The organism is Curtobacterium sp. MMLR14_010 (genome assembly GCF_001865015.1).
Lineage (GTDB): Bacteria > Actinomycetota > Actinomycetes > Actinomycetales > Microbacteriaceae > Curtobacterium.
On the sequence record NZ_MJGV01000031.1, the window covers coordinates 53,837 to 67,036 of the forward strand.

At 70.2% G+C, this 13,200-nt stretch carries 10 protein-coding genes; 6 read left to right on the forward strand and 4 right to left on the reverse strand.

Annotated features, from left to right (window positions below; all coding sequences use genetic code 11):
- Nucleotides 1-180: 180 nt before the first annotated feature.
- On the reverse strand, nucleotides 181-1,764 hold the full coding sequence (gene proP / locus BIU98_RS07615) for a glycine betaine/L-proline transporter ProP (RefSeq protein WP_254787820.1): 1,584 nt from the start codon (nucleotides 1,762-1,764) through the stop codon (nucleotides 181-183).
- Between the two features lie 259 nt (nucleotides 1,765-2,023).
- Here proP and valS point away from each other — a divergent pair, with 259 nt between their 5' ends.
- The 4 genes from valS to BIU98_RS07635 all read left to right on the forward strand — a co-directional run bounded on the left by valS (nucleotide 2,024) and on the right by BIU98_RS07635 (nucleotide 7,768).
- Nucleotides 2,024-4,621: a valine--tRNA ligase gene (valS, locus tag BIU98_RS07620; protein WP_071274250.1), complete on the forward strand. Its 2,598-nt coding sequence runs from the start codon at nucleotides 2,024-2,026 to the stop codon at nucleotides 4,619-4,621.
- 72 nt (nucleotides 4,622-4,693) lie between these two features.
- A complete protein-coding gene (locus BIU98_RS07625) occupies nucleotides 4,694-4,921 on the forward strand; it encodes a hypothetical protein (protein ID WP_254787821.1) in 228 nt (75 codons plus the stop codon).
- Between the two features lie 161 nt (nucleotides 4,922-5,082).
- Complete coding sequence (locus BIU98_RS07630; protein ID WP_071274256.1) at nucleotides 5,083-5,670, forward strand: TetR/AcrR family transcriptional regulator; 588 nt, start codon at nucleotides 5,083-5,085, stop codon at nucleotides 5,668-5,670.
- A 73-nt stretch (nucleotides 5,671-5,743) separates the two neighbouring features.
- Nucleotides 5,744-7,768, forward strand: coding sequence for a M3 family metallopeptidase (locus BIU98_RS07635; RefSeq protein ID WP_071274259.1), 2,025 nt, complete (start codon nucleotides 5,744-5,746; stop codon nucleotides 7,766-7,768).
- Between the two features lie 93 nt (nucleotides 7,769-7,861).
- On the opposite strand, the gene clpX is transcribed toward BIU98_RS07635, so the two are convergent.
- Nucleotides 7,862-9,142 carry an ATP-dependent Clp protease ATP-binding subunit ClpX gene (gene clpX, locus BIU98_RS07640; protein WP_071274262.1) on the reverse strand — a complete coding sequence of 427 codons (1,281 nt, stop codon included), beginning with the start codon at nucleotides 9,140-9,142 and terminating at the stop codon, nucleotides 7,862-7,864.
- A gap of 200 nt (nucleotides 9,143-9,342) precedes the next feature.
- Here clpX and BIU98_RS07645 point away from each other — a divergent pair, with 200 nt between their 5' ends.
- The gene (locus tag BIU98_RS07645; RefSeq protein WP_071274265.1) at nucleotides 9,343-10,098 is read left to right on the forward strand and encodes a YcnI family protein; all 756 of its coding nucleotides are present in this window, start codon (nucleotides 9,343-9,345) and stop codon (nucleotides 10,096-10,098) included.
- On the forward strand, nucleotides 10,095-10,769 hold the full coding sequence (locus BIU98_RS07650; RefSeq protein WP_083393081.1) for a copper resistance CopC family protein: 675 nt from the start codon (nucleotides 10,095-10,097) through the stop codon (nucleotides 10,767-10,769). The genes BIU98_RS07645 and BIU98_RS07650 overlap by 4 nt, the downstream gene beginning before the upstream one ends.
- Nucleotides 10,770-11,567: 798 nt before the next feature.
- Here BIU98_RS07650 and BIU98_RS07655 read toward each other — a convergent pair.
- Together BIU98_RS07655 and BIU98_RS07660 are read right to left on the reverse strand one after the other, a co-directional pair.
- Nucleotides 11,568-12,227, reverse strand: coding sequence for an ATP-dependent Clp protease proteolytic subunit (locus tag BIU98_RS07655; protein WP_071274268.1), 660 nt, complete (start codon nucleotides 12,225-12,227; stop codon nucleotides 11,568-11,570).
- Between the two features lie 26 nt (nucleotides 12,228-12,253).
- On the reverse strand, nucleotides 12,254-12,883 hold the full coding sequence (locus tag BIU98_RS07660; RefSeq protein WP_071274271.1) for an ATP-dependent Clp protease proteolytic subunit: 630 nt from the start codon (nucleotides 12,881-12,883) through the stop codon (nucleotides 12,254-12,256).
- Nucleotides 12,884-13,200: the final 317 nt, after the last annotated feature.

Sequence of the window (13,200 nt, forward strand, 5' to 3'; positions counted from 1 at the left end):
GCGGGGCCCGCGCAGCGCGCGGCGTGCCTGGCCGAGACTCGGCCAGCCGGACACCCTGCGCCGCCCCGCGGCCGCACCCTGTCCGCCGGAGCGAGCCTCGGCGCCGGACCGCACCCACCGACGGGCGGAGGCCCGACCCGCTCACGCAGGTCGGGCCTCCAGGCCGGTGGACGGGACGCCTCAGGAACCGGTGGTCGCCGTGTCCTTGTCCGCGGCGGGACCGGAGCCGTCGGCGGAGATCACCGGGATCTCGCTCGTCGAGAACTCCTTGGCCCAGTCCGACTGCGCGAGGTCCGACGTCGGGTCGTTGTAGTCGTCGATGACGCCGGCGACCTCGTCCTCGGAGCCGACGGTCGGGCCGGAACCCATGAGCGGCGTCGAGGCGGTCTCCTTGGTGAAGTGCACCGCGACCAGGCCGATGACGGCGGCGAGCATCAGGTAGAAGGCGGGGATGTCCTCGGCCCAGCCGTAGCCGGCGTCCTTCGCACCGTTGATGAGCGCGGCGGTCGCGAGCGGGGTGGTCCCACCGAAGAGCGACACCGACACGTTGAACGCGATGGCCAGGGCGCCGTAGCGGATGATCGTCGGGAACAGCGCCGGCAGCGTTGACGGCATCGTCGAGGTGAAGGTCACCAGGACCACGCCGAGGATGAGCAGGCCGGAGAAGACCCCGATGCCCGTGCCCGTCTGGACGAGCTTGAGCGCCGGCCAGGACAGCAGGATGAAGCCGATGCAGCCGGCGGCGAGCACCGGACGGCGGCCGAAGCGGTCCGACAGCCGGCCACCGAACGTGATGACGACCATCATGAGCAGCATCACGACGACGATGAGGATGAGCCCGAACGTGGCGTTCTGGCCGAGGTTCTGCTCGAGGTACGTCGGCATGTACGACAGGAGCATGTAGTCGGTCACGTTGAAGACCAGGACCAGCCCGATGCAGATGATGAGCGAGCGCCAGTTCTCGGCGAAGAGCTTGAGGAACGGCGTCTTCTGCGACTCGCGCTCGGCGGCCTGCTCCTGCTGCTTCTGGAAGGCCGGGGTCTCCTCGAGCTTGAGGCGGAGGTAGAGCCCGATCAGGCCGAGCGGCCCGGCGATGATGAACGGGATGCGCCAGCCCCAGCTGAGCAGGGCGTCCTCGGACAGGCCGAACTGCAGGCCGGTGACGATCGACGCGCCGAGCACGTAGCCGGCCAGGGTGCCGAACTCGAGCCACGAGCCCATGAACCCGCGGCGCTTGTCGGGCGAGTACTCGGCGATGAACGTCGCGGCGCCGCCGTACTCACCACCGGTCGAGAAGCCCTGCACGAAGCGGGCCACGAGCAGCAGGATCGGCGCCCAGAAGCCGATCGTGTCGTACGACGGGATCAGGCCGATCATCAGCGTGCCGGCGGCCATCAGGATCATCGTCAGCGCGAGGACCTTCTGCCGGCCGATCTTGTCGCCGATCGGGCCGAACACGGCGCCACCGATCGGTCGGACGATGAACGCGGCCGCGAAGAACCCGAAGGTCGCGACGATGTTCGACGCCGGGTCACCCTGCGGCAGGAAGACCTGCGAGATCGTGACGGTGAGGTACGCGAAGATGCCGAAGTCGAACCACTCCATCGCGTTGCCGAGCGCAGCGGCGGCCACGGCACGCTTGAGCAGCGACTCCTCGACGACGGTGACGTCGTCCTTCGTCATCTCACGGCGAGCGCGCTTCGCAGCGCCCTTCGACCGCACGGGCCGATCGCCGTGCTGGTGGGGTGCGGTGTTCGGTGCCAAGTTCGTTCCTCCGGTGTGCTGAGCGTCCTTCGGGCGTCCGGCGGGACGGCAACGGTGCAGCACTTGCGAGCTCCGCGCTCGCCGGACAAACCCCGGAAGACTACCAGGCTTCCGGGCAGACCCGAAACGAGGGTGTGCTACCCGCTCGAGACGCGGCGGTGACGGCCGGTAGCATTGACCGACCTGCGCAGCACGCGCGGGACACTCAGGCACCTCATCACGGACTCGGTGCCGCACATACCGATCGAAAGGCGCAGCCATGACCAAGCCCATGCCCGACAAGCCCACGGTGGACGGACTCGAGCAGGTCTGGGGACCGGTCTGGGACCAGGACGGCACCTACCGCTTCGACCGCGACGCCGCCGGACACCGCGACGCCGTGTACTCGATCGACACCCCGCCGCCGACAGCCTCCGGTTCGCTGCACATCGGCCACGTGTTCTCGTACACGCACACCGACCTCAAGGCGCGGTTCGAGCGCATGCGCGGCAAGCACGTCTTCTACCCGATGGGCTGGGACGACAACGGTCTCCCCACCGAGCGTCGCGTGCAGAACTACTACGGCGTCCGCTGCGACCCGTCGCTCCCCTACGACCCCGACTTCACCCCGCCGTTCGAGGGCGGCGACGGCAAGTCGAGCAAGGCCGCCGACCAGCTGCCGATCTCCCGCCGCAACTTCATCGAGCTGTGCGACCAGCTCACGGTGCAGGACGAGCAGCAGTTCGAGGAGCTCTTCCGCACCCTCGGGCTGTCGGTCGACTGGACGCAGTCGTACCGCACGATCGACGAGACCTCCCGTGCGAGCGCGCAGCGTGCCTTCCTCCGCAACCTCGAGCGCGGCGAGGCCTACCAGGCCGACGCCCCGACGCTCTGGGACGTGACCTTCCGCACCGCCGTGGCCCAGGCCGAGCTCGAGGACAAGGAGATGCCGGGCGCGTACCACGGCATCGCGTTCCACAAGTCGGACGGCTCCGGGGACATCGTCATCCAGACCACCCGCCCGGAGCTGCTCCCCGCGTGCGTCGCCCTCGTCGCGCACCCGGACGACGAGCGCTTCCAGGACCTCTTCGGCACGACGGTCCGCTCCCCCCTGTTCGACGTCGAGGTGCCGGTGCTCGCACACCACCTCGCGCAGAAGGACAAGGGCGCCGGCATCGCCATGGTCTGCACGTTCGGTGACACCACCGACGTCGTCTGGTGGCGCGAGCTGCAGCTGCCGAACCGCGCGGTGATCGGCTTCGACGGCCGCGTCCGCTCCGAGCAGCCCGCCTGGATCGAGTCCGAGCAGGGCCAGGAGCTCTACGCCGAGCTCGCCGGCAAGACCGTGTTCTCCGCCAAGAAGGTCGTCGTGGACGCCCTGACCGCGTCCGGCGACCTGGTGGGTGACGTGAAGACGATCAACCACCCGGTGAAGTTCTTCGAGAAGGGCGACAAGCCGCTCGAGATCGTCTCCACCCGCCAGTGGTACATCGTCAACGGCGCGCGGGACGAGGACCTCAAGGCGAAGCTCCGTGCCCGCGGCGAGGAGATCGCGTTCCACCCGGACTTCATGCGCGTCCGCTACGACAACTGGGTCGGCGGCCTGTCCGGCGACTGGCTCATCTCGCGACAGCGCTTCTTCGGTGTGCCGATCCCGGTCTGGTACCCGCTCGACGCCGATGGCAACCCCGTGTACGACCAGCCGATCGTCCCGACCGAGGCCCAGCTGCCGGTCGACCCGTCCTCCGAGCCGGCCCCCGGCTACCAGTCCGACCAGCGCGGCGTGCCGAACGGCTTCGTCGGCGAGGTGGACGTCATGGACACCTGGGCGACCTCGTCCCTGACCCCGCAGCTCGCGGGCAAGTGGGAGACCGACCCGGCGCTCTACGACCTGGTGTACCCGTACGACGTCCGCCCGCAGGCCCAGGACATCATCCGGACGTGGCTCTTCACGACCGTGCTCCGCAGCCAGCTCGAAGCCGACGTCGTGCCGTGGAAGAACGCCTCGATCTCGGGCTTCATCGTCGACCCCGACCGCAAGAAGATGTCGAAGTCGAAGGGCAACGTCGTCACGCCGATGGCCGTGCTCGAGCAGCACGGCGCCGACGCGGTCCGCTACTGGGCGGCCTCGTCCAAGCTCGGCACCGACGCGGCCTTCGACCCGCAGAACCCGAAGCAGATCAAGGTCGGCCGTCGTCTGGCGATCAAGGTGCTCAACGCCGCGAAGTTCGTCTACGGCTTCGAGCTGCCCACCGGCGCCACCAGCGTCACCGAGGCGCTCGACGTCGACATGCTCGCCGCGCTCCGCAGCACCCTCGAGCAGGCCACCACGGCCTTCGAGGGCTTCGACCACGCCCGCGCGCTCGAGGTCACGGAGCGGTTCTTCTGGACCTTCTGCGACGACTACCTCGAGCTCGTGAAGGAGCGTGCCTACGGCACCGCGCCGGACGCGACCCACGAGACCCAGGCGAGCGCGGTCCTGGCGCTGCGCTCCGCGATCGACGTGCTGCTCCGCCTGCTGGCACCGTTCCTCCCGTTCGCGACGGAGGAAGTGTGGGCCTGGACCCACGACACCAGCGTGCACCGAGCCTCCTGGCCGACCGCCGACGACCTGCCGGTCGACGCGGCCGAGACCGGTCTGCTCGCCGCCGTCGGGCAGGCGCTCATCGGCATCCGCGGTGCGAAGACGGCCGCCAAGGCGTCCCAGAAGACGCCCGTGACCCGCGCCGTCGTCGCGGCTCCCACCGAGACGCGGCAGCTCGTCGAGCGTGCGGCCGTGGACCTGGCGGCCGTCGGCCGCATCCAGGACCTGTCCTTCGTGGACGGCCCGGAGCTGGCGGTCATCGAGATCGAACTGGCCGAGCAGCCGGCGGCCTAGGCTGCGGCCCGACAGACCAGGACCGATCAGGACAGCCGGGAGGCTCGGATGCAGTTGGGCACACGATGGAGCGTGGGTGGGCAGCCACCCGCGCGACTGGCGGAGGCGCTCGTCGTCGCCGTGCGAGGGGTCGAGGACGAGCTCGCGGCGGAGTCCGTGGACGTGTCGACCTGGGGGTGGACGCTGACGTTCCTCGAGAACAAGCCGATCGTCACGCTCGACGACGGCACGTCGATCCACCTCGACGACGCCGGCCGGGCGCAGGTGACGAACCCGGACGACGCGGCGGAGGAGGACTGAGCGACCCGGGGTCGGATCGGGGGGCGCTGTCGGCGGTCCCCCGGGTCGGATCGGGGGTCGCTGACGGCGGCCCCTCGGGGTGGGATCGGCACCAGCCCCCTGCTCCGCGTAGAGTCGAGAACGAGGGTTCCCACCGGCGCCCGGGGAGGACGGGACACCGCATGGCAGTGACGACGACGACCGTCGATCCGGACCTCCGCGCGCACATCACCGCCGTGGCGGACGAGCTGTTCTACACGCGCGGCATCCAGGCCGTGGGGATGGACCAGATCCGCACCGCTGCGGGTGTCTCCCTGAAGAAGCTCTACGCGGCCTTCCCTGGCAAGGAGCAGCTCATCGCCGCGGTCCTCGCCGGACGGCACGACTACTGGGAACGCGGGATCGGCCAGGCGGTCGACGCCGCCACCTCGCCTCGGGACAAGCTCCTGGCGATGTACGACTTCCTCGAGACGTGGTTCGGCGACGACACCTTCCGCGGCTGCGGCTTCATCAACGCCTTCGGGGAGCTCGGCGCGACCTCGCCGGCCGTCGCCGAGATCGCGCGGGCCCACAAGGACTCCTTCCAGCGCTACGTCGAGGGGCTGGCGCTGCAGGCCGTCCCCGACCGCGCTCGGGCCGAAGAGCTGGCAGCGCAGCTGGCGCTCCTGGCCGAGGGGGCCCAGACCACCGCGGCCATCGCCGGGGACACCGCGCCCGCTCGGCACGCTCGTCTGGCCGCCGCGACGCTGATCGACGCCACGACGCGCTGAGGCCGTGCCGCGCTGGCGGTGGGCCGTGCCCGGTCCTCCGAGCCCGCGTCGCACGCACCCGTAGGGTGGAGCGATGACGACGCCGTTCGACGAACCGAGCACCCTTCCGTACGCCCTCCCGCCGTTCCAGGAGGTCCGGCTGGAGCACTGCCGACCGGCGTTCGACGCCGGCATGGCCGAGCAGCGGGCCGAGGTGGAGGCGATCGCCACGAACCCGGACACCCCGACGCTCGAGAACACGCTCGTCGCCCTGGAGCGCAGCGGGCAGCTGCTCGCCCGGGTCTCGTCCGTGTTCTTCACGCTGAGCTCGGCGGACTCCTCCCCCGAGCTGCACGACCTCGAGGCCGAGGTCTCGCCGCTCCTCGCCGCGCACCGGGACGCCATCACGCTCGACTCCCGCCTGTACGACCGGGTGCGGGCGGTGCTCGACGGTGCCGAGGCCGCTGGTCTCGAGGGTGAGGACCTCCGCCTGGTCGAGCGCACCGCGACGGAGATGACCCTGGCGGGCGCCGGACTCGACGACGCCGGCAAGGAACGCCTCACCGCGATCAACCAGGAGCTCTCGACGCTCACCACCACGTTCGAACGGAACCTGCTCGAGGACACGAACGACCTCGCCGTGCACGTCACGGACGAGGCGTCGTTGACCGGGCTCGACGACGGAGCGAAGTCCGCTGCCGCCGGTGCCGCCGCCGACCGCGGGCTCGACGGCTGGCTCATCACGCTGCCGCTCTACACCGGGCACCCGTGGCTGGCATCCCTCGCCGACCGCGACCTGCGCGAGCGGGTCATGCGGGCGTCGCTCTCACGCGGCCGCCGGGGCAACGAGCACGACAACCGCGAGGTCCTGCTGCGCATCGTCCGGCTCCGCGCCGAGCGGGCCGAGCTCCTCGGGTTCCCGAACCACGCCGCCGTCGTCACCGCCGACGAGACCGCCGGCACGCCCGAGGCCGTCGACGGGCTCCTGTCGTCCCTCGTCGGGGCCGCCGCCGCGAACGCCGACGACGAGCGTGCCGTGCGCTCCCGGACCGTCGGCTTCGACGTCGAGGCCTGGGACTGGGCCTACGCGACCGAGATCCTCCGCGGGGAGCAGTTCGCCGCCGACAGCACCGCGATGCGCCCGTACCTCGAGGCCGACCGCGTGCTCCGCGACGGCGTGTTCTTCGCGGCCACCGCCCTGTACGGGCTGAAGTTCGCCGAGCGTCCCGACCTGCACGGCTACAACGCCGACGTCCGCGTGTTCGAGGTCACCGACGAGGACGACGCCCCCGTCGGCCTGTACCTGCTCGACCTGTACACGCGGGACGGCAAGCGGGGCGGCGCGTGGATGAACCCCGTCGTCGAGCAGTCCGCGCTGTTCGGCACGCTGCCGGTCGTCGTGAACAACCTCAACGTCGCGAAGCCCGCTGCCGGGTCCCCGACGCTCCTCATCCAGGACGAGGTCGAGACGCTCTTCCACGAGTTCGGCCACGCCCTGCACGGGCTCATCGCCAGGACGACGTACCCGCGGTTCTCGGGCACCAACGTCGAGCGCGACTTCGTCGAGTTCCCGAGCCAGGTGAACGAGATGTGGGTGTCCTGGCCCGAGGTCCTGGCGAACTACGCCAAGCACCACGAGACCGGGGAGTCCATGCCGCCGGAGCTCGTCCTCGGGCTGAGCGACTCCGCCGGGTTCAACGAGGGCTTCTCCACCACCGAGTACCTCGCCGCCGCGCTGCTCGACCAGGCGTGGCACCGGCTCTCCGCCGCCGAAGCCGCCGCCGTCACCGACGTCGAGGCCTTCGAGCGCCAGGCCCTCGCGGACGCCGGCATCGACGTCGCGGCCGTGCCGCCGCGCTACTCGTCGACGTACTTCGCGCACACGTTCTCGGGCGGCTACGACGCCGGCTACTACGGGTACATCTGGAGCGAGGTGCTCGACGCCGACACGGTCGAGTGGTTCCGCGACCACGGCGGCCTCGACCGGGCTGCCGGGCGCCGCTTCGCCACGATGCTGCTCGGTGTCGGCGGCTCGAAGGACCCGATCGAGGCCTTCCGCGAGTTCCGCGGCCGCGACGCCGAGGTCGGACCGCTGCTGCGTCGCCGCGGGCTCGAGTAGCCCAGGCCAGTCAGGCGGGCCGAACGGCCTGCGGACTCAGGACAGACGAAGGGCCCCGCACCGACTCGGTGCGGGGCCCTTCGCGTGGGACGACTACGCGGACTTCTCGATGCGCTTGGCCCGGGCGCGCGGCACGATCGTCGGTGCGGCGTTCTCGAGCACGGAGGCCCGGGTGACGACCACGCGGGCGACGTCGTCATCCGAGGGGACCTCGAACATGATCGGCCCGAGGACCTCTTCCATGATCGCGCGGAGGCCGCGGGCACCGGTCTGCCGGAGCACCGCGAGGTCGGCGATGGCCTCGAGCGCGCCCTGGTCGAACTCGAGCTCGACGCCGTCGATCTGGAACATGCGCTGGTACTGGCGGACCAGGGCGTTCTTCGGCTTGGTCAGGATCTCCATGAGCGCGACCTGGTCGAGCTGCGACACCGTCGTGACGACCGGCAGACGACCGATGAACTCGGGGATGAGCCCGAACTTGTGGAGGTCCTCGGGCAGGACCTCGGAGTACAGGTCCTGGTGGTCGAGCGAGCTGTGCAGCTGCGCACCGAAGCCGATGCCCTTCTTGCCGACGCGCGAGGACACGATCTCCTCGAGCCCGGCGAACGCCCCCGCCACGATGAACAGCACGTTCGTCGTGTCGATCTGGATGAACTCCTGGTGCGGGTGCTTCCGGCCACCCTGCGGCGGGACCGAGGCGACCGTGCCCTCGAGGATCTTGAGCAGGGCCTGCTGGACGCCCTCACCGGAGACGTCACGCGTGATCGAGGGGTTCTCGGCCTTGCGCGCGATCTTGTCGACCTCGTCGATGTAGATGATGCCCGTCTCGGCACGCTTGACGTCGTAGTCGGCGGCCTGGATGAGCTTGAGGAGGATGTTCTCGACGTCCTCCCCGACGTAGCCGGCCTCGGTCAACGCGGTGGCGTCGGCGACGGCGAACGGCACGTTGAGGCGCTTGGCCAGCGTCTGGGCCAGGTAGGTCTTGCCACAGCCGGTCGGGCCGATGAGCAGGATGTTCGACTTGGCGATCTCGACGTCGTCGCGGTCCTCGGCGGCGGTGATCTGGCCCTGCGCACGGATGCGCTTGTAGTGGTTGTAGACGGCCACGGACAGCGCCCGCTTGGCGGGGTCCTGCCCGATGACGTACTCCTGCAGGAAGTCGAAGATCTCGCGCGGCTTGGGGAGCTCGAACTCCCCCGTGCCGGACTCGTCGCTGGCTTCGGCCAGACGTTCCTCGATGATCTCGTTGCACAGCTCGACGCACTCGTCGCAGATGTACACACCGGGTCCGGCGATGAGCTGCTGTACCTGCTTCTGGCTCTTGCCACAGAAGGAGCACTTGAGGAGGTCCGCGCTCTCTCCGATGCGTGCCATGCTCGAGCCTTCCCCTGGTTGACGTGCAGCACTGCTCGTGAGCACGAGGTCGTCGTGATGTCGAGCCTAACCGCATCCAGCGACACTCACGGCGACGCCGAGCGCGTTTCCGCGGGCACGTTCGCCCAGGGCGTGCGGTCCTGCTACGGTGATGCCGTCGTCTCTACAAGTTGTAGAAGTAGTCCTCCGGAAGGAACCCCATGCAGAAGCGTCTCGCCCTCGGCGGAGCAGCGACCCTCGGTGTCGCCGCGGTCATCGTCCTCGGGACGGCGGCCTCCGCCAGCGCCCACGTCGAGGCGACGAGCACGTCCACCGCAGCGAACTCGTACACGACCGCCACGTTCTCGGTCCCGCACGGCTGCGACGGCTCGCCCACCACGAAGCTGCAGTTCCACATCCCGTCCTCCGTCATCGAGGTCACGCCCACCGTGAACCCGAACTGGGACATCACGAAGACGACCGAGAAGTACACGAGCCCGTCGGCCTCCTCCGACGACGAGTCCGCCGAGGACGCCGGCGAGCGGGTCACGAGCATCACCTACGCCGCGAAGACCCCGCTGCCCGCCGACGAGCGCGACACCTTCTCGCTGTCGTTCTCGCTCCCCGACGGCAAGCCGGGTGACGTGGTCGCACTCCCCGTCACGCAGACCTGCGAGCAGGGTTCCACCGAGTGGGACCAGGCCCAGAAGGCTGGCGAGGCCGAGCCCGAGCACCCCGCCCCCGCGATCACGCTCACCGCGGCCACCGCCTCCGGTGACGACGACGACGCGACGGCCGCGAACGCCACCGACGACGACGCCACCACGGCGCCGGCCGCGTCGTCCGCGTCCTCGTCCTCGTCCTCGTCCTCCGAGCCCGACCTGGTCGGACGCTTCCTCGGCCTCGGCGGCCTGGTGCTCGGTGCGGCCGGCCTGGTCGTCGCCGTCGCCGCCACCCGCCGTCGCAGCGCGAAGTGACGTCCGGCACCCGTCCGGCGGTGCGCCGGCACGGCACGGCCAGGAGGCTCGTGGCCGCGTCCGCCGCGGCCCTCGCGATCGTGGGCGGTGCCGTCCTCGGCCTCGCCGGTCCGGCTCAGGCGCACAACTACCTCATCGCCTCGACGCCGGAGGTCGGCGGCACCCTGACCGCGCTGCCGAAGGCCTTCGAGATCACGACGAACGACCGACTGCTCGACATCGGCGGCTCCGGGTCGGGGTTCGCGTACCGCATCGTCGGGCCGGACGGGAAGTACTACGAGGACGGCTGCGTCGACATCGACGGCCCCTCGATGACCACGACCGCCGCACTCGGGGCCTCGGGGAAGTACCAGGTCGAGTGGCAGATCGTCTCCGCCGACGGCCACACGGTGTCGGACGAGTACCCCTTCACGTGGAAGGCGCCCGCCGGCTCCACCCCCGCGACCGGGTCCACCACGCCGCCGACCTGCGCGCGGGCGGGCTCGTCGTCCGAGACCACCACGGGCACGGCGTCCGGCGACGCTGACTCGCCCGCGACCGACGCCCTCTGGATCGGCGCCGGGGGCATCGTCGTCGTCGCGGCGATCGTCGCCGTGCTGCTGCTGCTGCTCCTCCGTCGCCGCCCGTCCCCCACACCCGACGACGACCCGTCCGACACCCCCGACGCCTGACCCCGGCTCCGCCAGTCCCCGCTGAGGTCGCACTCCGCGTCGCCTCCCCCGGCCCGACACGAAGTGCGACCTCACGCCAGCGCCTGCGCAGCGCCTGCGCCCGCTGACGCCCGCCCCCGCCGGCGCCGGCGCCCGCTGACGCCCCGCCCGCCTGAGTCCTGCCCGCAGCCCCCTCCACCGGTCGCAACACCCCGCTCACGTCCGCCGACCGGTCGGAGACCGTCGCTCCGACGCCGGCCGACCGACGCTTCCTGACCGGTCGGCGTCCACCCAACGGGGTGTCGTGACCACTCGGCGGACCGGGCCGGCGTGCCGGAGGCGATCCGAGCCTCCAGGCAGGTGCCCGGAACCGACCGACGCCGCCCGACCTCGCTGAGATCGCACTCCGTGTCGGCTCCCCCGGCCCCGACCCGACACGAAGTGCGACCTCACCGCCTATGCCGGCCGACGCCCTCCAGCGCCAGGCCCGACTGGTCGCAACACCCCGCTCACGTCCGCCGACCGGTCGGAGACCGTCGCTCCGAGGCCCGCCGACCGACGATTCCTGACCGGTCGGCGTCCACCCGACGGGGTGTCGTGACCACTCGGCGGACAGGGCCGGCGTGCCGGAGGCGACCCGAGCCTCCAGGCCGGCGCCCAGAACCGACCGACGCCACCCGACTCCGCTGAGATCGCACTCCGTGTCGGCTCCCCCTGCCCCGACCCGACACGAAGTGCGACCTCAGCACCCGCTGCCGGCGCCGGCACCCGGACACGACGAAGGCCCCGCACCGAACGGTGCGGGGCCTTCGTCATCGACTACTTGACGAGCGCGGGGAGGTTCTTCCGGCTGGTCAGGACCTGGTCGATCAGGCCGTACTCCACGGCTTCCTGCGCGGACATGATCTTGTCGCGCTCGATGTCGTGGTTGATCTCTTCGGGCGTCTTGTTCGAGTGCTTCGACAGCGTCTCCTCGAGCCAGGTGCGCATGCGGAGGATCTCCGCGGCCTGGATCTCGATGTCGGAGGCCTGTCCGCCACCCTGCTGGACGGCGGGCTGGTGGATGAGCACCCGCGCGTTCGGCAGTGCGAGGCGCTTGCCAGCGGTACCGCCGGCGAGGAGCACCGACGCGGCCGAGGCAGCCTGTCCGAGGCAGACCGTCTGGATCTGCGGACGGATGTACTGCATCGTGTCGTAGATCGCCGTCATCGCGGTGAACGAGCCACCGGGCGAGTTGATGTACATGACGATGTCGCGGTCCGGGTCCTGCGACTCGAGCACGAGCAGCTGGGCCATGACGTCGTCAGCGGACGCGTCGTCGACCTGCACGCCGAGGAAGATGATGCGGTCCTCGAAGAGCTTCGCGTACGGGTCCTGGCGCTTGTAGCCGTAGGCCGTGCGCTCTTCGAACGTCGGCAGGATGTACCGATCAGTGGGAGCCGGGACGTTCTGCGCGCCACCGAGCATGGGGAGATGCATTCTCGTTTCCTTTTCTTCGGTGGTGATCAGGACTGGGCGTCGGGGTCGGCGGCCGGGGTCGGCGTCTCGCCGTCGGCGACGGTGCCGCCCCCACCGATGACCTCGGCGGACGATGCGCGGAGGTGGTCGACGAAGCCGTACTCCAGGGCTTCCTGCGCCGAGAACCAGTTGTCGCGGTCGTTGTCCTTGAGGACCTGCTCGATCGACTTGCCGGTCTGCTCGGCGGTCAGCTCGGCCATGCGCTGCTTCATGTCGAGGATGACCTTCGCCTGCGTCTGGATGTCCGCGGCGGTTCCGCCGAAGCCACCGGAAGGCTGGTGCAGGAGCACACGGGCGTTCGGGGTGATGTAGCGCTTGCCGGGCGTGCCGGACGAGAGCAGGAACTGCCCCATCGACGCGGCGAGGCCGATGCCCACCGTGACGATGTCGTTCGGCACGAACTGCATCGTGTCGTAGATCGCCATGCCGGCGGTGATCGAACCACCGGGCGAGTTGATGTAGAGGTAGATGTCCTTCTCAGGGTCCTCGGCGGCGAGCAGCAGCAGCTTGGCTGCGATCTCGTTCGAGTTGTCGTCGCGGACCTCGGAGCCGAGCCACACGATCCGGTCTCTCAGAAGGCGGTCAAAAACACTGGGGTTCAGTGTTGCTTCGGCCATGGAAAAGCTCCCGTTCAGTTGTCGCTTGATGTCGAACTTATCGGTTGCAACGCAGCACTTCGCGCCTGTTCGCTGTCGGCAATGCGGTGGTGCTCCGCGAGGATGTCGTGCGGGTGTTCTGGGGGCGTTGTCTGGCGCTCATCGTGGTGTCAGACACCCCTGTCTGTGCGAGACGCCGCCATTCGCGCCAGACGCCGCCGAATTCGGCGGTGTCTCGGCGCGCAGGCGGCGTCTCGAGGAGACGCCGGTGTCTCAACCTCGTCCCCGGGCCAGGCCTGCGTCCCACCCCGCAAACAGACAGGAGGCGCGGTGCCAGC